18 protein-coding genes are annotated in these 19,577 nt (G+C 49.3%); 12 read left to right on the top strand and 6 right to left on the bottom strand.

Annotated features, from left to right (window positions below; all coding sequences use genetic code 11):
- Positions 1 to 60: 60 nt before the first annotated feature.
- Entirely contained in the window at positions 61 to 582 is a 522-nt protein-coding gene (gene zur, locus KQP84_RS20430) for a zinc uptake transcriptional repressor Zur (protein WP_215847904.1), read from the bottom strand.
- Positions 583 to 1,022: 440 nt separating this feature from the next.
- Between zur and KQP84_RS20425 the strand changes: the two genes are divergently transcribed.
- The 3 genes from KQP84_RS20425 to pspG all read left to right on the top strand — a co-directional run bounded on the left by KQP84_RS20425 (position 1,023) and on the right by pspG (position 3,815).
- Positions 1,023 to 2,273 carry a conjugal transfer protein TraF gene (locus KQP84_RS20425; RefSeq protein ID WP_215847903.1) on the top strand — a complete coding sequence of 417 codons (1,251 nt, stop codon included), beginning with the start codon at positions 1,023 to 1,025 and terminating at the stop codon, positions 2,271 to 2,273.
- Between the two features lie 104 nt (positions 2,274 to 2,377).
- Positions 2,378 to 3,373, top strand: coding sequence for a tRNA dihydrouridine(20/20a) synthase DusA (gene dusA / locus KQP84_RS20420; protein ID WP_215847902.1), 996 nt, complete (start codon positions 2,378 to 2,380; stop codon positions 3,371 to 3,373).
- A gap of 175 nt (positions 3,374 to 3,548) precedes the next feature.
- Complete coding sequence (gene pspG / locus KQP84_RS20415) at positions 3,549 to 3,815, top strand: envelope stress response protein PspG (protein ID WP_215847901.1); 267 nt, start codon at positions 3,549 to 3,551, stop codon at positions 3,813 to 3,815.
- A 185-nt stretch (positions 3,816 to 4,000) separates the two neighbouring features.
- Here pspG and KQP84_RS20410 read toward each other — a convergent pair whose 3' ends face one another.
- Positions 4,001 to 4,984 (bottom strand): quinone oxidoreductase, encoded by a 984-nt coding sequence (locus tag KQP84_RS20410; protein ID WP_215847900.1) that lies wholly within the window; start codon positions 4,982 to 4,984, stop codon positions 4,001 to 4,003.
- A 95-nt stretch (positions 4,985 to 5,079) separates the two neighbouring features.
- Here KQP84_RS20410 and dnaB point away from each other — a divergent pair, with 95 nt between their 5' ends.
- The 6 genes from dnaB to KQP84_RS20380 all read left to right on the top strand — a co-directional run bounded on the left by dnaB (position 5,080) and on the right by KQP84_RS20380 (position 10,214).
- Positions 5,080 to 6,486 carry a replicative DNA helicase gene (gene dnaB, locus KQP84_RS20405; protein WP_215847899.1) on the top strand — a complete coding sequence of 469 codons (1,407 nt, stop codon included), beginning with the start codon at positions 5,080 to 5,082 and terminating at the stop codon, positions 6,484 to 6,486.
- Positions 6,487 to 6,614: 128 nt separating this feature from the next.
- Entirely contained in the window at positions 6,615 to 7,094 is a 480-nt protein-coding gene (locus KQP84_RS20400; RefSeq protein WP_215847898.1) for an Lrp/AsnC family transcriptional regulator, read from the top strand.
- A gap of 239 nt (positions 7,095 to 7,333) precedes the next feature.
- Positions 7,334 to 7,948 carry a YitT family protein gene (locus KQP84_RS20395; protein ID WP_215847897.1) on the top strand — a complete coding sequence of 205 codons (615 nt, stop codon included), beginning with the start codon at positions 7,334 to 7,336 and terminating at the stop codon, positions 7,946 to 7,948.
- A gap of 60 nt (positions 7,949 to 8,008) precedes the next feature.
- Positions 8,009 to 9,202 carry an amino acid aminotransferase gene (locus tag KQP84_RS20390; protein WP_215847896.1) on the top strand — a complete coding sequence of 398 codons (1,194 nt, stop codon included), beginning with the start codon at positions 8,009 to 8,011 and terminating at the stop codon, positions 9,200 to 9,202.
- A gap of 269 nt (positions 9,203 to 9,471) precedes the next feature.
- Positions 9,472 to 9,888, top strand: a complete 417-nt coding sequence (locus KQP84_RS20385) for a secondary thiamine-phosphate synthase enzyme YjbQ (RefSeq protein WP_215847895.1) — start codon at positions 9,472 to 9,474, stop codon at positions 9,886 to 9,888.
- Positions 9,889 to 9,890: 2 nt separating this feature from the next.
- Positions 9,891 to 10,214 carry an MmcQ/YjbR family DNA-binding protein gene (locus KQP84_RS20380; RefSeq protein WP_215847894.1) on the top strand — a complete coding sequence of 108 codons (324 nt, stop codon included), beginning with the start codon at positions 9,891 to 9,893 and terminating at the stop codon, positions 10,212 to 10,214.
- A gap of 63 nt (positions 10,215 to 10,277) precedes the next feature.
- Here the strand turns inward: KQP84_RS20380 and KQP84_RS20375 are convergent, their stop codons facing one another.
- Both KQP84_RS20375 and uvrA read right to left on the bottom strand, forming a co-directional pair.
- Positions 10,278 to 11,342: an NAD(P)-dependent alcohol dehydrogenase gene (locus tag KQP84_RS20375; RefSeq protein ID WP_215847893.1), complete on the bottom strand. Its 1,065-nt coding sequence runs from the start codon at positions 11,340 to 11,342 to the stop codon at positions 10,278 to 10,280.
- Between the two features lie 232 nt (positions 11,343 to 11,574).
- On the bottom strand, positions 11,575 to 14,403 hold the full coding sequence (uvrA, locus tag KQP84_RS20370; protein WP_215847892.1) for an excinuclease ABC subunit UvrA: 2,829 nt from the start codon (positions 14,401 to 14,403) through the stop codon (positions 11,575 to 11,577).
- A 224-nt stretch (positions 14,404 to 14,627) separates the two neighbouring features.
- Here uvrA and ssb1 point away from each other — a divergent pair, with 224 nt between their 5' ends.
- Positions 14,628 to 15,179 (top strand): single-stranded DNA-binding protein SSB1, encoded by a 552-nt coding sequence (gene ssb1 / locus KQP84_RS20365; RefSeq protein WP_215847891.1) that lies wholly within the window; start codon positions 14,628 to 14,630, stop codon positions 15,177 to 15,179.
- A 73-nt stretch (positions 15,180 to 15,252) separates the two neighbouring features.
- Here the strand turns inward: ssb1 and KQP84_RS20360 are convergent, their stop codons facing one another.
- Positions 15,253 to 15,774: an isochorismatase family protein gene (locus KQP84_RS20360; RefSeq protein WP_215847890.1), complete on the bottom strand. Its 522-nt coding sequence runs from the start codon at positions 15,772 to 15,774 to the stop codon at positions 15,253 to 15,255.
- Positions 15,775 to 15,902: 128 nt separating this feature from the next.
- On the opposite strand from KQP84_RS20360, the gene KQP84_RS20355 reads away from it, so the two are divergent.
- Together KQP84_RS20355 and KQP84_RS20350 are read left to right on the top strand one after the other, a co-directional pair.
- Positions 15,903 to 16,730, top strand: a complete 828-nt coding sequence (locus KQP84_RS20355; protein ID WP_215847889.1) for an AraC family transcriptional regulator — start codon at positions 15,903 to 15,905, stop codon at positions 16,728 to 16,730.
- Positions 16,731 to 16,808: 78 nt separating this feature from the next.
- Positions 16,809 to 17,768 carry a DMT family transporter gene (locus tag KQP84_RS20350; RefSeq protein ID WP_215847888.1) on the top strand — a complete coding sequence of 320 codons (960 nt, stop codon included), beginning with the start codon at positions 16,809 to 16,811 and terminating at the stop codon, positions 17,766 to 17,768.
- A 931-nt stretch (positions 17,769 to 18,699) separates the two neighbouring features.
- Here KQP84_RS20350 and KQP84_RS20345 read toward each other — a convergent pair.
- Complete coding sequence (locus tag KQP84_RS20345) at positions 18,700 to 19,095, bottom strand: transposase (protein WP_215847887.1); 396 nt, start codon at positions 19,093 to 19,095, stop codon at positions 18,700 to 18,702.
- Between the last annotated feature and the right edge of the window lie 482 nt (positions 19,096 to 19,577).

The following is a 19,577-nucleotide window of genomic DNA, read 5'->3' as shown; positions in this document are numbered from 1 at the left end:
TAAGGACGATGCTCCTACCCACCGGTACGCTCATACCGGACAGGCACAAGGATGTGCCAACTATCCCTTCTTCCCACGCTTTTTCACGTCAACGTGATGATCGTGTTCACAGCTCTCATGGTGTGTACAAGCTTCAACCGCAACGCATTTCTCACATAAACCGTGCGCCTCAATGACGCTATGACGTAGAGCGAAATGTGCATCCGTGGCCAGCGAACCAATGATGTTTTCTACGCCCTGTGCATGTTTTTCAATAACCGCCGCACAGCGATCGCATACCAGCATAACAGACGTATGCGCAGGTGCATCAAAATGGTGGCACATCACGTAGCTGTTGTTGGATTCAACACGATGAATAAAACCCTGCTCAAGCAAAAAATCCAACGCGCGATATACGGTAGGAGGTTTAGCCTGCGGCTCACTTACGCGTAACTGATCCAGCAAATCGTAGGCGCTGATTGAACCTGGCAGCTCAGCCATCAAACGTAATACTTCTGCACGCTGCGTAGTCAGACGAACACCGCGCTGCAGGCACAGTTTTTCCGCCTGGGACATAATTTGCTCTGACGTCATCGTCGACATGAAAATTCTCCGCTAAATAAGTGATGTTATTTTATCACACAAATTTTGTTCACGCAGGCGTTGCACCGGGCGTGAAAAACAGGCATTTACGTCACTTTCTACGCGTTAAAATTTCAGTTAAGTGCTGAAGCCTCGCTTAAACAGATCCAACCTATTTCAACAGGTTGAGGATTTTTCCGCCATTTCGCTTTGCATCTCACTGAGTTAAGTATTAATGTTCAAAAGTATTTAAGGAATGGCTGGTCTTGCACCTTTCTTTTTGCACCAACTTGAACAATAACAACGCTAATCTGATACAAAAACATCCAATCCGTTGAATTGAGACACTGTTTCCTTCGAATTCACAGCAATAACGTGTTAGCTGACGTTCACAATAGCGCTAACAACCTATTCAGTCGTTGAATGATTCGACGGCACTTTTTACAGGTGATGACAGGCAGATGGTGAAAAAATTCGTTCAGCGCTCAGCGCTGGCTTACCCGGTGATGTTAAGTGCACTGTTTATTTCTTCTTCCGCCATGGCGGCAGGGACATGGTATGACGCACGCAATGATGCCATGGGTGGAACCGGCGTCGCTTCATCAACCTATGGCTCTGCCGTGCTGGCAAACCCGGCGTTGATGACGCGCGCCAACCCTGAAGATAAAGTCAGCATTATTTTCCCTTCAGCGGGTGTGCAAATCACTGATAACGACAAGCTAATTGACAAAGTCGATGATATTTCCGATACCGTTGATCGCTATCAGGACGTTATTAATAATCTGACTTTTGCCGACTATTTACGTGGCTACCCTGAATTACGGGCGGCAACGGGTGATGTAGCAAATCAACTGAGCGATTTAAAGGGCAACAAAGCGGATGGCCGTGCGGGTGTGGCTGTCGCCGTGACCATTCCTAATGAAACCCTGCCTTTCGCTTTCATAACCAAAGCCTACGGAACTGTCCATGTGCAGGCCAACGTAGCGCAGAGTGATATTGATTACTTACAAGGTGTTGCCAATGGTTCCGTCATCCCAGTGCCTGGCGATGAGGACAATTTGCGTTCCAGCGCCAATGGCCTGGCGGCGCTGATTACCGATTACGGTATTTCCGTGGCGCATGAGTTCACGATTGCCGGCCAACCTGTTTCAATCGGGGTTACACCTAAGATTCAGAAAACCTGGCTTTATAACTACACCGATAGTCTCTACAACTACGACAAAAGCGATATCAACAGCTCACGTTATCGTAGCTCTGATACCGGCTTCAACGTTGATGCAGGCTTAGCCACAACCTTTGCTGAAAACTGGACCTTTGGCTTGACTGGACAAAACCTGATTTCACGCGATCTTGATACAAAAGAGGTCAACGGCTACCGCGATACTTACCAAATTCGCCCGCTGGTAACCACAGGTCTTGCCTGGGATAAAGGTCCATTTACCTTAACCGGCGATGTGGATTTAACTGAAACCAAGCGCTTCAAATCAGAGGGCAGTAATCAATATGCTGCGGTCGGTGGTGAATATCGGGTGTTAGACTGGTTGCAGCTGCGTGCCGGCTATCGAGCAGATATGCGTTCTAATGATGAAAACGTTATTACCGCCGGTTTCGGCTTATCGCCATTTAATAACGCGGTGCATGTAGATCTTGCAGGTACAGCAGGTGCCAATAATACCTGGGGCGCAATGATGCAGCTCGGGTTCAATTTCTAACGATCTGCATGGATAGAAAAGGGTGGGCGATGCAATGTCGCCCACCCTTGTGGTATTCTTGCACAGAATATCATCACTCATAACCACCGGATTCTCTGCGCTTCATGACCGATACCTTCTCTTCGCAACGTTTTTCCATTGCACCTATGCTCGACTGGACCGATCGTCACTGTCGCTATTTTCATCGCCAGCTCACCGGCGACACGCTGCTCTATACCGAAATGGTTACCACGGGCGCAATCATTCACGGTAAAGGTGATTACCTTGCATATAGTGAAGAGGAACATCCGGTTGCGCTACAGCTTGGCGGTAGCGACCCCACGGCATTGGCGCAGTGCGCTAAGCTGGCAGAAGAGCGCGGTTACGATGAAATTAACCTGAACGTAGGCTGTCCATCTGACCGCGTACAAAATGGTCGCTTCGGTGCATGCCTGATGGCAGAAGCCGATTTAGTGGCGGACGCTATCAAAGCCATGCGGGATGTCGTCAGCATCCCGGTAACGGTAAAAACCCGAATCGGGATTGATGAGCAGGATAGCTATGAATTCCTGACCCATTTTGTTGGCACAGTAGCAGAGCGTGGTGGATGCGATACCTTTATTATCCATGCGCGTAAAGCCTGGCTTTCCGGGTTAAGCCCAAAAGAAAACCGTGAAATTCCACCGTTGGATTATCCACGTGTTTACCAGCTCAAACGTGACTTTCCGCATCTAACGTTGGCAGTTAATGGTGGCGTTAAAACGTTGGAAGAAGCGAAACTGCATCTACAACATCTGGATGGTGTGATGATGGGCCGCGAGGCTTATCAAAACCCGGGTATTCTGACGCAGGTTGATCGTGAATTATTTAATCGTGAAACGTCTGTTATCGATCCAGTGGCGGTTGTGCGCTCGATGTATCCTTATATTGAAGCGGAGTTGAGCAAAGGCACCTACCTCGGCCATGTGACGCGTCATATGCTGGGCCTGTTTCAGGGGATCCCGGGCGCGCGTCAGTGGCGTCGTTATTTAAGTGAAAATGCGCATAAACCTGGCGCGGATGTACGTGTGCTGGAAGCAGCGTTAACGTTGGTGGCGGACAAAATTCCTCAAGAAGCCTAAATTAACGAAGCTTAACGAAGCCAGCCTGCAAAGGCTGGTTTTTTTACGCCAAAAAATGATGATTTTCGCTAATGCTGAAATTCAGTTATGCCGCTCTTTTCTTATAATTCAGGCAATTATACGTTGGCACATTTCTTGTAAGAGCTCAGTATTAGCTTATTAAAGAGGCGCTAACATGGAAATTTTATTTGTATTAGGGTTCTTCCTGATGCTGCTAGTAACCGGTGTTTCATTGCTTGGCGTTATTGCCGCATTGGTGGTTGCAACCATGGTGATGTTTGTCGGTGGGTTGTTTGCTCTTGTTATCAAACTGTTGCCGTGGCTAGTGTTAGCGGTGGCGTCGGTGTGGCTATACCGTACCTTTTTTGCTCACAAAGAGTCGCATTCTCTTGCCAGGCTTAAACGCAAAATCAATCGGTTAGATCGTAATAGTTGGCGCTAAATGCGGGTGCGATCACAGACTCAGAAATTGCTTAGAACAATTCGGCAATTAAACATATTTTTTACTTATGTTTTCTGTCAGGATTACTCTCGTTGAGTCAAAACGCATTCATCGCCGCTGTCCCTACACCAGCGCGAACGATAAAAAAGACAAAAAGGGCTTCCTAAGAGAAGCCCTTTTTGCATTTAAGGAATCAAAAGGCTTGAACCGTGAGTCGCTCGACTTTCCAGGGTTTTATGTGCCTGGCTGGCATCTTTAAGCGCAAATTTTTGCTGCTCCGGCACATCAACTTTTATGGCCCCGCTGGCTAAGAGCGAGAACAGCTCAGCACTGGCAATTTCCAGCTCTTCACGATTAGTGATGTAGCCAAACAGCGAAGGTCGGGTAACAAACAGCGACCCTTTCTTGTTCAAAATACCCAAGTCGATTCCGGTCACTGGACCAGACGAATTACCAAAACTCACTAATAAACCCTGTCGACGCAGTGAATCTAAAGAGGCTTCCCAGGTATCTTTACCTACCGAGTCATAAGCCACGGCAACTTTTTTACCCTCGGTTAACTCACTTACGCGTTGTGCAATATTTTCTTCGCGATAATTAATTGTGGCCCATGCACCGGAATTTTTAGCCAACTGCGCTTTATCTGCTGAACCCACAGTGCCAATCAAATGGGCACCTAACGCTTTTGCCCACTGGCAGGCAATCAGGCCAACACCGCCTGCGGCGGCGTGAAACAGGAAAATTTCGTCAGGTTTAACTTTGTAGGTTTGACGAAGGAGATATTGCACGGTTAAGCCCTTTAAAAAGCTGGCTGCGCCTTGCTCAAAGCTGATTGCATCGGGAAGCAACATCAATCGATCTTCCGCCACGTTATGCAGTTCGCTGTATGCGCCTAATGCCGCCTGACAATAAACCACGCGATCGCCAGGCGTAAAGCGAGTCACATTTTTACCGATGCGCTTTACTACGCCGGCCGCTTCGGTACCTAAACCTGACGGGAAATTGCCTACTGGATAGAGTCCACTGCGCACGTAGGTATCAATGTAGTTAATGCCGATGGCTTTGTTCTCAACCTGTATTTCATTCTCAGCGGGATCGGCAGGTTCAAAGTCGATCCACTGCAGAACGTCAGGGCCGCCGTGTGCATTGAATTGAATACGCTTTGCCATTCTTACTCCTGTGATTGTTTCATCATGAGGGTGAGGCGCGCGCGACAACAAGGTATACTGGCGCGTCCCCACAGAAGATCGGTATTGCATTCACTATGGCAGGAAATAAACCCACCAACAAATCGAACGAAACGCATGATCGTCAGCTGGCTGGCGTGAAAATGCCCCCGCATTCGCTGGAAGCGGAGCAATCGGTGCTCGGTGGGTTAATGCTGGACAACGAACGCTGGGATAACGTTTCAGAGCGTGTCGTCGCCAACGATTTCTTCAACCGTTCGCATCGTCTGATTTTTTCAGAAATGCAGCGTTTGCTGGAAGAGAGCCAACCCATTGACCTGATCACCCTTTCAGAATCGCTGGAAACCCGTGGCGAACTGGAAATGGCAGGCGGCTTTGCGTATTTAGCCGAATTAGCGAAAAACACGCCAAGTGCAGCAAACATTGGTGCTTACGCCGATATCGTGCGTGAACGTGCCATTGTTCGTGAAATGATTTCGGTCGCCAATCAAATTGCGGATGCGGGTTACGATCCGCAAGGCAGAAACAGCGAAGAGCTGCTGGATTTTGCGGAATCCAACGTCTTCAAAATTGCTGAAGCGCGCGCCAACAAGGATGATGGCCCGAAAAACATTGAGCAAATCCTTGAATCGACCGTCTCGCGTATCGAATCGCTATATCAAACACCACACGACGGCGTTACCGGTGTCGATACCGGTTATCAGGATCTCAACAAAAAGACCGCAGGCTTGCAGGGATCGGATCTGATTATTGTCGCGGCCCGTCCTTCGATGGGTAAAACCACGTTCGCCATGAACCTGTGTGAAAACGCCGCGATGCTGCATGATAAACCGGTGCTGATTTTCAGTCTGGAGATGCCCAGCGAGCAGATCATGATGCGTATGCTGGCGTCGCTTTCACGCGTGGACCAAACCCGTATTCGTACCGGCCAACTCGATGATGAGGATTGGGCGCGTATCTCCGGCACCATGGGCATTTTGCTGGAGAAGAAGAACATGTATATCGATGATTCTTCCGGGCTAACGCCAACAGAAGTCCGTTCACGCGCGCGCCGTATCTTTCGTGAAAACGGCGGGTTGAGCATGATCATGATCGACTATCTTCAGCTGATGCGCGTGCCGTCGCTGTCTGACAACCGTACGCTGGAAATTGCTGAGATTTCGCGCTCCCTCAAGGCGTTGGCCAAAGAGTTAAACGTGCCGGTGGTGGCGCTTTCGCAGCTTAACCGCTCGCTGGAGCAGCGTGCCGATAAACGTCCGGTCAACTCGGATTTGCGTGAGTCAGGATCGATCGAGCAGGATGCGGACTTAATTATGTTTATCTATCGCGATGAGGTTTATCACGAAAACAGCGACCTCAAAGGGATTGCTGAGATCATTTTGGGTAAACAGCGTAACGGCCCAATCGGCACGGTCCGTTTGACCTTTAATGGACAATGGTCGCGTTTCGATAACTACGCAGGCCCGCAATACGACGACGAATAAGCCTTTCTTTGTGCTGACATGCACGTTCTGTGCATGTCAGGCCTGCCATCAGAAAATAGTGTTGGACAACCTCACCAGTGATCGGGTTATCTGTAACAAAGCGACGCTTATAACGCTCTGGAATCAGAATGACGCATGTAGACGATTACGACCTTAAAATACTGACTTTATTGCAAGCTAATGGCCGACTGACTAATCAGGAATTGAGTGACTTGGTGGGTCTTTCTGCGTCTCAATGTTCCCGCCGCCGTATTAATCTCGAACAGGCCAATTTGATTCTTGGCTATCATGCGCGGCTTTCGCCCGACGCGATTGGTCTAGGTATGGTGGGATTGATAGAAGTTCGCCTGATTAACCATACGGCAGAATATGTAGAGAGCTTTCACCGTATGGTGGAGCAGGAAGATGCAATTGTTGATGCGTATAAAACCACGGGCGATGCCGATTATCTGTTGAAAGTAGCCGTCTCTGATCTGCCCTCGCTGGGGGCACTAATCAGCCAGTTAGTCGCCGGACATCAAAGCGTTTCACACGTTAAAACATCGGTAGTACTGGGCCGGTTAAAAGAGAATGGATTAATGATGATTCCTGAGCATACCGCGCGCTAAAACAGTGCGTGATGTGCGGTTTTGGTGCAGAATGTTGGCAATTAATGCAAAAAACGCGCACCAAAAAAGAATTTGTGCATGATTTGACGGTTTAATTGATATTCATGCACAAAAACCTGCAATAAAGCGCCTTAGATATCAATGGGATAATCGCTGGCACCTGCCGACAGCAGAAAAACGTTGTCGGTATGGTGCGTTTTTTGCATTTGAACCGCATCATTTGCAATGAGAAAACACCCATGGATAACGTTGTTCAACCTTCCCGTATTCCCCATTCCCGTATAGAAGATGCGCTGGCGATAGTGATGGGCACATTAATGGTGTCGTTTGGCGTCATTATGCTGAAGCAAGCGGGCGCCTTAACCGGCAGCACCGCCGGCATCGCTTTCCTGATCAGCTATATCTCCCCGCTGTCATTTGGTAGCGCATTTTTTCTGATCAACCTGCCATTTTACTGGTTGGCTGTGCGCCGCATGGGCTGGGAATTTACGCTTAAAACGTTTTGCGCTGTGGGGTTAGTTTCACTCTTCACTCACCTTCATCCGCTGTTCGTTCACTTTTCCAACCTCGATCCGTTTTATGCGACATTGTTCGGTAACGTAATCATGGGGATTGGGTTTATAGTGTTGTTTCGTCATAAAGCCAGCCTCGGCGGCATCAATATTCTGGCGCTCTGGCTGCAGGATCGTTTTGGTATCCGTGCCGGTAAACTGCAAATGGCAGTCGACACCTGTGTGGTGCTGGCGTCGCTGTTCGTGGTCAGCATGCCAATATTGCTCGCCTCGATAGCAGGCGCGGTAATTCTTAATCTGATTATCGCTATGAACCATCGTCCTGGACGCTACATGGTTTAATGAGACAAGTGATCTGCTTACATTCCCTGCTTAACAAGACCAATCATGGAGATCTGCACCGTGTTTCAAAACGTTGATGCCTATGCCGGCGACCCGATTCTGTCGCTGATGGAAGCCTTTAAACAGGATCCTCGCGAACATAAAGTTAACCTCAGCATTGGGCTCTATTACGACGAGCACGGCATTATTCCTCAGTTGCAGGCCGTTGCCGCAGCGGAAGAACAGCTGCATGCCGAGCCGCAGCAGGCTTCGCTCTACCTGCCGATGGAAGGCTTGAATCCTTACCGTAACGCGATTGCACCGCTGCTGTTTGGTGCTGAACACCCAATGCTAAAAGCAGGCCGTGTAACCTCCATCCAAACGCTGGGCGGATCGGGCGCACTGAAAGTCGGTGCTGATTTCCTCAAGCGCTATTTTCCGCAATCCAATGTCTGGGTGAGCGATCCAACCTGGGAAAACCATGTTGCTATCTTCAATGGTGCAGGTTTTGAGGTAAATACTTATCCATGGTACGACGCTGAAACTAACGGCGTACGTTTTGAAGCCTTTATTGAAAAACTGAAAACGCTGCCTAAGCAAAGTATCGTGTTACTGCATCCATGCTGTCATAACCCAACCGGTGCTGATCTGACCAACGCACAGTGGGATCAAACCACTGAAGTGTTGAAGGCGCAGGAGCTGATTCCATTCCTTGATATCGCTTATCAGGGCTTCGGCGCAGGCATGGAAGAAGATGCTTACGCTATCCGCAAAATTGCGGCGGCAGGTTTGCCAGCGTTAGTCAGCAACTCGTTCTCTAAAATCTTCTCACTGTATGGCGAGCGTGTAGGCGGATTGTCTATCGTCTGCGAAAGTGCTGAAGAATCAAGCCGCGTACTGGGTCAGCTGAAAGCGACTGTGCGTCGTAACTACTCAAGCCCACCGAACTTCGGCGCACAGATTGTTGCGCGCGTGCTGAATGACGCTGCCTTAAAAGCCAGCTGGTTAGCAGAAGTGGAAGCGATGCGTTTGCGTATTCTGGACATGCGTAAAGCACTGGTGCAGGTATTAAGCACCGCTTTGCCGGGTCAAAACTTCGATTATTTGCTGAAGCAACGCGGCATGTTTAGCTATACCGGTTTAAGCGCCGAGCAGGTTGATCGTTTACGTGAAGAGTTTGGCATTTATCTGGTAGGAAGTGGCCGTATGTGTGTTGCTGGCCTCAACAGTAAAAACGTACATCAGGTGGCTGAAGCGTTTGCTGCGGTGATGTAAATCTTACGAAAAGAAACAAACCGTCGGCGTCGTTCGGCGGTTTTTTTACCGTTTTTTTAGCCGCCACGATAAAGGAGACCGCTCTTGTGGGAACCTGAGTGCGTGTTAATATCAGGTTTAGCGTTTTCAACGGCCGCTGTTTGCGCGATCCGCGTACCCATCTCGAAACAATCCCCGCACCTTCGACCTTTTATTTAATTTCCCTGCAGGGTTTACCTTTTCGCGACATGCTGCACACTTAAAAGGTGTAACCGATTTAGGGAAAAAGCATGTGGTATCAACAAACCTTAACGCTGAACGCCAGACAACGCGGGTTTCATTTAGTTACTGAAGAGATTGTCGATCAGCTGCCTGCGCTGGCTGAAATCAAAACCGGACTACTGCATTTGCTGTTGCAGCATACCTCGGCATCGTTAACGCTAAATGAAAATTGCGATCCCACGGTGCGTAGCGATATGGAACAACATTTCATGCGCCACGTCCCAGAAGATGCGCCTTATCAGCATGATTATGAAGGTCGCGATGACATGCCTGCGCATATTAAATCATCGACGTTAGGTGTTTCGTTGCTGTTGCCAGTTCAGCGAGGAAAGCTGGTACTGGGAACCTGGCAAGGTATTTGGCTGGGAGAACACCGCATACATGGCGGTGCGAGGCGAATCGTCGCCACCTTACAAGGGGAATGAGGATGAATACTTCGGAGTTATTGACCTATTGCATGAGCAAACCTGGCGCGGAACAGAGCGTACACAGCGACTGGAAAGCAACGCAAATTAAATGCGATGGCATGCTGTTTGCCATGGTTCACGATGTCGAAGGACGTCCTGCGGTGTCACTGAAATCGACACCTGCCCTGGCAGACTTAATGCGTGAAGAACACAAAGATGTTTTCCCCAGCGAACATCTTAATAAGTCGCACTGGAATACACTCTTTCTGGATGGCTCGTTGAAGGACTCGCAGATCTACTATCTGGTTGATGCTTCTTATCAGCAGGCGGGAACAGCAAAGTAAAAGTAAAACAGCGGTCCTCGCCAGTAATACAGACGAGGACCTGATGGTTCAGCGGCGTCAGGCTTAAGCAGCGGTTTCTTCACGTAATGTTTTGATATCGATAACAAAACGATACTTCACATCACTCTTTAACATGCGCTCATAGGCTTCATTAATCTGATTAATGGCAATCAGTTCAATGTCTGAGGTAATGCCATGCTTGCCACAGAAATCCAGCATCTCTTGCGTTTCAGCGATACCACCAATCAGTGAGCCTGCAATGCTGCGACGTTTAAAAATCAGGTTAAATACTTGTGGAGCAGGGTGATCGTGTTCCGGTGCACCAACCAGCGTCATGTTGCCGTCGCGCTTCAGTAAAGCGATAAAAGGGTTCAGATCGTGCTGAGCCGCAACGGTATTGAGAATAAAGTCGAAGCTGTTGGTGTGCTGCGCCATTTGATCCGCGTCTTTTGAGACCACGACTTCGTCAGCGCCCAGACGTTTACCATCTTCGATTTTTGACGGCGAAGTGGTGAACAGCACAACATGCGCGCCCATCGCGTGCGCAATTTTCACGCCCATGTGGCCTAAACCACCCAAACCCACGATACCTACTTTTTTGCCAGGGCCAACATTCCAGTGGCGCAACGGCGAATAGGTAGTGATGCCTGCGCATAGCAGCGGCGCAACGCCCGCCAGTTCCAGGTTTTCTGGAATACGCAGCACAAAGCCTTCATCTACGACCATTGAGGTTGAGTAGCCACCGTAAGTGATTGCGCCGGTTTCGCGGTCTTCACCGTTATAGGTGCCAACAAAACCGTTTTCACAATATTGTTCCAGGCCTTCCTGGCAGCTTGGACAGCTGCGGCAGGAATCGACCATACAACCCACGCCAACCAAATCACCCACTTTGTATTTCTGAGTATCTGCACCCACAGCGGTGACGCGACCCACAATTTCATGACCTGGCACCACAGGGAAAATAGTGTTTCGCCATTCGTTACGAGCCTGATGAAGGTCTGAGTGGCAAACGCCACAGTACAAAACGTCAAGTTGCACATCATGTGCGCGGAGTTCGCGTGGTTTGAAATCGAACGGTGCGAGTTTGGATTTAGCATCCTGAGCAGCATACGCATGCGTGATATTCATGGTGTCTCCAGTTTCGTCGATGTGTCGTGATGATTTTTAGATAAGTGCAGCAGGGCAGAACAGCTGCAAATAGGGCGACGCGAAAGGCGTGCCAAAGAGGAACGCTTAAGGATAGTCAGGGATGCCGAAAGCGTATATGCCTATACATGTTTGAATCTTGCCTGATTCTGCATTTCTCGGGGCAATTGTGCAGGACTAAAAACAAGGCCCGCACGAGGCGGGCCTGAAAGATTTACTTCTTCAATAATGGCTTGAGGAAGCGAGCGGTATGCGATTTCTCGCACTCCGCTACCGTTTCCGGTGTGCCAGCAACCAATATTTCACCGCCGCCGCTGCCGCCTTCTGGCCCCAGATCAACAATCCAGTCAGCGGTTTTGACCACGTCAAGATTGTGTTCAATCACCACAATGGTATTGCCCTGGTCACGCAGCTGATGCAGCACTTCCAGCAACTGCTGAATATCGGCAAAGTGCAGGCCGGTGGTTGGCTCATCCAGAATATAGAGCGTTTGGCCGGTGCCGCGTTTTGACAACTCACGCGCCAGTTTCACACGCTGTGCTTCACCGCCTGAAAGCGTCGTTGCGGACTGCCCAAGACGGATGTACGACAGGCCAACATCCATCAGCGTTTGTAGCTTACGCGCCAGCGCCGGAACGGCATCAAAGAACTCACGCGCTTCTTCAATGGTCATCTCCAGCACTTCATGGATGCTTTTGCCTTTGTACTTAACTTCCAGCGTTTCGCGGTTATAGCGTTTACCTTTGCACTGGTCGCAGGGCACGTAAATGTCGGGCAGAAAGTGCATTTCTACCTTGATAACGCCATCGCCCTGACAGGCTTCACAGCGGCCGCCCCGCACGTTGAAGCTAAAACGTCCCGGGTTATAGCCGCGCGAACGCGATTCGGGAACGCCGGCAAACAATTCACGTACCGGCGTAAAGATGCCGGTATAAGTCGCCGGGTTAGAACGCGGTGTACGACCAATTGGGCTTTGATCGATATCGATAACTTTATCGAAATGCTCTAGCCCGTGAACCTCGCGATACGCTGCGGGTTCGGCAATGGTCGCACCGTTAAGCGCGCGCTGAGCAATCGGAAACAGCGTATCGTTGATCAGCGTTGATTTACCGGAACCGGACACGCCGGTGATACATGTAAACAGGCCAACCGGTAGCGTTAGCGTCACATCCTTCAGGTTGTTACCGCGTGCGCCAGTGACTTTCAATACTTTGGTTGGATCGCCTTTCACCCGTTCTTGCGGCACAGCAATTTCACGTTTTCCGCTCAGGAACTGACCGGTTAATGACGCCTCTTCTGCCATGATTTCATCAACGGTGCCTTCGGCAACAATCTCACCGCCATGCACACCTGCGCCTGGACCGATGTCGATCACATGGTCAGCGGCGCGAATAGCATCTTCATCATGCTCAACCACAATCACGGTATTACCCAGATCGCGCAGATGAATCAAGGTGCCGAGCAGACGTTCGTTATCGCGCTGATGCAAACCAATTGACGGCTCATCCAACACATACATAACGCCAACCAGGCCCGCACCGATCTGGCTAGCCAGACGAATACGCTGTGCTTCACCACCGGATAACGTCTCTGCGGAACGCGACATAGAGAGATAATTGAGCCCGACATTCACCAGGAAGCTCAGGCGATCGCCGATCTCTTTCAACACTTTTTCAGCAATTTGAGCGCGTTGCCCGCTTAGCTTAAGGTTCTCAAAAAACGACATCGCATGACCGATGCTCATATCAGAGATCGTAGGTAATGTGGTGTTTTCAAGATAGACGTGACGCGCTTCACGGCGCAGACGCGTGCCTTCGCAACTGGCGCAGGCGCGGTTGCTGATAAACTTCGCCAACTCTTCACGTACCGCTGAAGATTCGGTCTCTTTATAACGACGTTCCATATTGTTCAGTACGCCTTCAAACGGATGGCGACGTACAGACGTGTCACCGCGATCGTTGATGTACTTGAATTCGATACTCTCTTTACCTGAGCCGTACAGAATCACTTGCTGCACGTTCTCTTTCAGGCTGCCAAATGGCGCTTCGATGTCGAAATCGAGGTGCTCAGCCAGTGAGCGCAGCATCTGGAAATAGTAAAAGTTGCGACGATCCCAGCCACGAATTGCGCCGCCAGCCAGCGACAGCTCATTGTTTTGCACCACACGATCGGGATCAAAATATTGCTGTACGCCCAAGCCATCACACGTTGGACAGGCACCGGCTGGGTTATTAAAAGAGAACAAGCGTGGCTCCAGCTCACTCATGCTGTAACCGCAAATCGGGCAGGCAAAGTTCGCTGAGAACAGCAGTTCTTCCGCTGCGTTGTCGTCCATGTCGGCAACAATCGCCGTGCCGCCAGACATTCCTAACGCGGTTTCAAACGATTCTGCCAGGCGAGTTGAAAGATCCTCACGCACTTTGAAGCGATCAATGACCACTTCAATGGTGTGTTTTTTCTGAAGCTCAAGCTTAGGCGGATCGGAAAGATCGCAGACTTCGCCGTCAATACGCGCGCGGATATAACCTTGTGTCGCCAGGCTTTCCAGCGTCTTGGTATGTTCACCTTTACGATCTTTCACGACCGGAGCCAACAGCATCAAGCGGCGACCTTCAGGTTGCGCTAAGACTTGATCGACCATTTGGCTCACAGTTTGCGCCGCGAGCGTGACGTCATGATCTGGGCAGCGCGGTTCACCCACGCGTGCAAACAGCAAGCGCAGGTAATCATGTATTTCGGTGATGGTGCCGACCGTCGAGCGCGGGTTGTGTGAAGTCGATTTCTGCTCGATGGAGATAGCGGGCGACAGACCTTCGATATGATCGACGTCTGGCTTCTCCATTAAGGAAAGAAACTGGCGCGCATAGGCAGAGAGCGACTCTACATAGCGGCGTTGACCTTCCGCATACAGCGTGTCAAAAGCCAAAGAGGATTTACCGGAACCCGAAAGGCCGGTTACCACAATGAGCTTGTCACGCGGAATGGTCAGGTTGATGTTTTTCAAATTATGGGTGCGAGCACCACGAACTTCGATCTTATCCATTCACCTTTCCCGGATTAGCAGCACTCGCCGTGCCATGCCGACACGACCAGAATAAACGCATTATTATGGCACAAAAAATAGACTGAATAAATATCCAGTAGTCTTTGCCTTTTGGTGGCTAAGTGTTCAAAATTGGAACCCCGCTCTAAAGTGGGAACACTATTCAGGACGTGTTAGAATTGATCGTTTAGACTTTTAGCATTAACTCATCGGGAGACAGCAACATGGCCAGTCGTGGCGTTAACAAAGTGATTCTTGTCGGGAATCTGGGTCAGGATCCGGAAGTGCGTTACATGCCAAATGGTGGCGCTGTCGCCAACATTACGCTGGCCACGTCGGAAAGCTGGCGAGACAAACAAACCGGTGAAAATAAAGAGATCACCGAATGGCACCGCGTCGTGCTGTTTGGCAAGTTGGCCGAAGTAGCCGGTGAATACCTGCGTAAGGGTTCCCAGGTCTATATCGAAGGCCAACTGCGTACGCGTAAATGGCAGGATCAGGGCGGCCAGGAACGTTACACCACTGAAGTTGTGGTTAACGTAGGCGGCACCATGCAAATGTTGGGTGGACGTCAAGGCGGCAGCGCTGGCGGAGCAGCACCTGCTGGCGGCGGACAAAGCAACAACAACAACAACGGTTGGGGCCAACCGCAGCAGCCACAGGGCGGCGGTAATCAGTTCAGCGGCGGCGCGCAATCTCGTCCGCAGCAGCAGAGCGCACCTGCAAGCAACAATAATGAACCTCCAATGGATTTTGACGACGACATCCCGTTCTGATTTTTGTGGACTCGCGTTAAACCAAAAGAAAAGGCCCAGCTCGCTGGGCCTTTTCTTTTATAAACTTTTTCAATTATGACCATTCTGTCAAAATGGCATCACAGCTCAGCACACGTGGCACATTGCCAGGCAGTGAAAGCGCTGCCCACACCTCGTTGTGTTGATTAATCAGTTGTTCTGCGCTGACAAAAGTACGATCGGCCGTGGTATGCGCATCTGCCGCCACGGTAATGCGATAGCCAAGGCTGGCACCGACTTTAATCGTGGTATCGACGCAGTAATCGGTCGCGCAACCACAAATAACGAACGCTTTCACAGAAAGTTCATTTAACCGTTGGGTTAGAGACGTTTGCCAAAAGCTGTCGCAGGCCGTTTTGGTCACGAAATGTGCGTGAGCAGGCTGATGCAGTACTGGCAGCAAATCAAAAGAAGTCGCGCCTTCTTTCATGCTGCCTTCGCGGTGTTGGATAAAAATTGTTAGGTCGGATTGTTGAATAAGGCGGTTAATGCGTGCGACGCGACCGTCCTGATCAAAGCGGGGCGTTTCAAAAACGCCGTTTTGCATATCGACTACCATTACAACACGCTGTGCCATGTTAAAACTCCGTTTACGCATCAGCGAAGCAGTGTTACCTGGCGAGATGACATTGGCAAACTTTTGCATTTCAGCATCGTTCACATGCATGCTAGTAAAACAAACTCAATGTAACCAAGAGGTGTGTCGTGGAAGGCGTTCCAGCCGTTTTTCCCTGTGAAAAAGATTGCGCGCAGTTTCAGCAGTTGTCTGAGCTGCCGGGCGTAGAACTTTATCAGGCACACATCTCTCGCTATGCATTTGAACCGCATACCCATGAAGCCTTCGGTATCGGCACTATTGAGTCGGGTGCACAGCGCTTTCGCTATCGCGGAACACAATACACGGCGCCGGAAAACTCGTTGGTGATGATGAACCCTGACGAACTTCATACTGGCGAATCAGCTTGTGATGAAGGCTGGCGCTATCAGATGATCTACATTCAGCCGCAACTGATGGATGAATTAACCGGCGATCGCGGCTGGTGGTTTAATGAGGCCATGCTTACAGACCTGCGCCTGGCGCAGCCGCTGTCGCAAATCCTGACTGCGCTATGGCAAGCGGATTCAGCATTGGCGCGGCAAAGCTTGTTGTCGGAATTATTTCGCCTGATGCGGCCGCTGGCCCGCATGTCTGCTCAGCAAAAACCAGAGGCGCAGCACCGCTTTGATCATGTTCGTGACTATTTACGCGCAAATCTTGCAGAGCCGGTACGGCTTGAATCGTTAGCCGCGCTGGCATCACTGTCGCCGTGGCATTTTTTGCGTGCTTTTCGTGAGCACTTTCATGTCACGCCACAGCAAATGTTGATGGCGTATCGTTTATATGAGGCCAAGCAATTGCTTGCGCGCGGTGAATCAGCGGCCAGCGTGGCGGCAACGGTGGGACTTACCGATCAGGCACATCTGACGCGTGCTTTTGCTCAACGTTATGGCATTACGCCAGGTCGTTATCAAAAACAGGTGATGCGTCGCTAGCATCACCGCAATCTGCTACAAGCAATCTTTCCGCCATTTCGCCACACTGCGCCGGTTTCTCTATAAAGGAAGAAAAAGATGTTTGCTGGCGTATTGTTTGCCCTCGCGGCAGGGTTGATGTGGGGGTTAATCTTTGTTGGTCCGCTGCTGGTGCCCGATTATCCTGGCACGCTTCAGTCAGCCGGGCGCTATGTCGCCTTTGGCCTGATTGCGCTTCCGTTGGCATGGCACGATCGTCAGCGCCTGCGCAAACTGCTACCTGCCGACTGGCGAGAAGCGCTGAAACTCTCGCTGATAGGAAACCTTCTTTATTATGCGTTTCTCGCCAATGCGATCCAACGCACCGGCGCGCCCGTTTCAACCATGATTATCGGCACGTTGCCGGTCGTCATCGCGGTGACAGCAAACTGGCGTTACGGGCACCTTGAAGGACGGCTCTCCTGGCGTCGACTGATCCCCGCACTCATTATCATGGCAGTGGGATTGCTCTGTGTGAACGTGGCGGAACTGCGGACAAAGAGCGTAGATTTTGAATTAAGCCGCTATCTGACTGGCATCGCCTTGGCAATAATGGCGGTGGGATGCTGGACATGGTATCCGCTGCGCAATGCCCGTTGGATGCGTACGCATCCCCAGCTGAGACCGTCGACTTGGGCAACCGCGCAAGGCTTAGTCACCTTGCCGTTGGCGTTGATCATGTATGCATTAGTGAGTGTTCAGCTTGCCTGGCAACGCCCAGAGTTTGAACTGCCATTGGGCCCGCACCCTGAGGTTTTCGTTCCATTAATGCTGACGATTGGCCTGTTGTGCTCTTGGTTGGGCACCTTATGCTGGAACGCTGCAAGCCAGCGCCTTCCAACCGTGCTCATGGGCCCCTTGATCGTTTTCGAAATCCTGTTTGGCTTGTTGTGGACATTTCTTTGGCATCAAAGCTGGCCGCCACTCTTAACCACAGTCGGTATTGCTTGTTTGATTGCCGGTGTAATTTGGGCAATGCGAATTAAGCCTGAATCGCAGGTGTCTAAAGTCGATGTCTAACGTACTCGCGCTGACAGTGTTGAGGGTCAGCGCGACTCACTGATTTTGAAGCATTTTAAGAATTTGCCGTACTGCTTTTTAGCCCCTATTATCCGCTTTCTTCCTTAATTACCGTTTCTTTCTCTGTTTCTATCGTCTCCGTTCAACCTTCAATAGCCAAAATAAGCCTGTTTGAGAGGGAAGAAAAACGCTCTGTTAACCGGTTTCAGACTTTTAAAGTCCATTCCGGCTATTCTTTAAATCATTGGTTGTGGAAAAACTAGCCATTTAAGTCAGTGAATTAGCCCTGTTTGTGCATATTTATGGCCAGCCTCTGCGTTTTTATTGGCTATTGGCCCTGATAAAACAGCGAGATAAACCAGTTTTTACTTCAGTGAATTGGAAAAACGTCGGGTTCAGTTACCGTTTCGCTTATTTTAAAAGATTAATATTTAGTACCTTTGAACACTATTTTAAACAGATAAACCCTATGCTGATCATTAAAGTGGTAAGTATCTATAAACTATTTATCCTGGATTATTCCTGGAGAAAGTTTTTGGTTTATCCACTAGTGATGGTTGAAATTCATTCAATAGAAAAAGGCTTAGATCCACTCTAAACTGAGAGGAAAGAATCGATTTTATTAAACTTGTTTAAACTGGCTTAACAGAATTGTCTGTATTCAGTTCCGTTGGTTAGCAGGATTAACCTAATAATTAAGAAGCACCAATCTCACCGAAATGAGACTGGGCTAGGGGAAGTAGCGTAGAAAGCGAGACTTTTTGCTGTTGCGAATCAATTTTACCGCAAAAAAGAAGCTTAGCCGCAAATCCATTCATTAGGAATCAATGGTGCGGAAAGAGTAGCTACAAATGTCCTGTTAAATGATCTTCATCTCTTCTGGTAAGAACAAATCTCAGCTTTAAGTCCAGGAAAAGCGGTAGCATTGGAATTAACGGTTTTCAGTCCCTGACGGGTAATGATAAACACTGCGGCTAATATCCAGTAAGCGGCAGCTACGGCGCGTCCCGATGTCAAAGGTATCTTGTAAGAAGTTGACTGCTTGACGTTTTTCATTGGTCGTAAAGAAGTTCTTCAATACGCTCTGGAGCATCTCCTTATCTGAATTCAGCGTTTGCAGTTCGCGGGAAAGATTTTGCAATTTCTCTTCCAGCTCTTTGATTTTTCTACCTTCTTCCGAAGATAGCCCAGAAAACTTCTTCTTCCAGCTATAAAAGGTTGCTTCGGAGATGCCAAGCTCCTCACAAATCTCCCTGACTTTTACACCTGATTCAGAAGCTTTAATGGCATTTGTGATTTGATCTTCGCTATATCGTGACTTTCTCATAAATGCGCTTACCTTTCTTATCGATTAATGGATGAGAATGACTTTAATAAATCCTGGCACTGTAAGTTTTCTATTAATGCAGTATTAAAGTGCTCGAATTGAATTGCGAAGGTTAAATTAAGATATTTAGAATAAATATCATCATGGGATAAATCTTATTTTATTCTGATCGGGTTAGGACGCCTTCCTGGAGAAGGGTTTTTGATATAGATTCTTCACATCCTAAATACGAAAAAATTCTACGTACATTGGATATTTAGCATAACCGCCTTGATTAATACGCAGGTTATGACTCTACAAAACTGCGCTCATTTCAGCTTGAAATCGTTTCCATCTCAAGTTATTCGCGCCAAATATAATAAGAATAATCCTGAATTCATTCTCTGAATCGTGCTTTGATTCTCATTTTTTCGGACCAGTTTGGTTTGAAGCCTTTAATTTTCGCCAGGCCCACTGAGCGCTTATTAATTCGTTACAGGGAT

The organism is Candidatus Pantoea bituminis (assembly GCF_018842675.1).
In the GTDB taxonomy this organism is placed as follows: domain Bacteria; phylum Pseudomonadota; class Gammaproteobacteria; order Enterobacterales; family Enterobacteriaceae; genus Pantoea; species Pantoea phytostimulans.
This window is presented reverse-complemented; position numbering and strand designations above follow the sequence as displayed.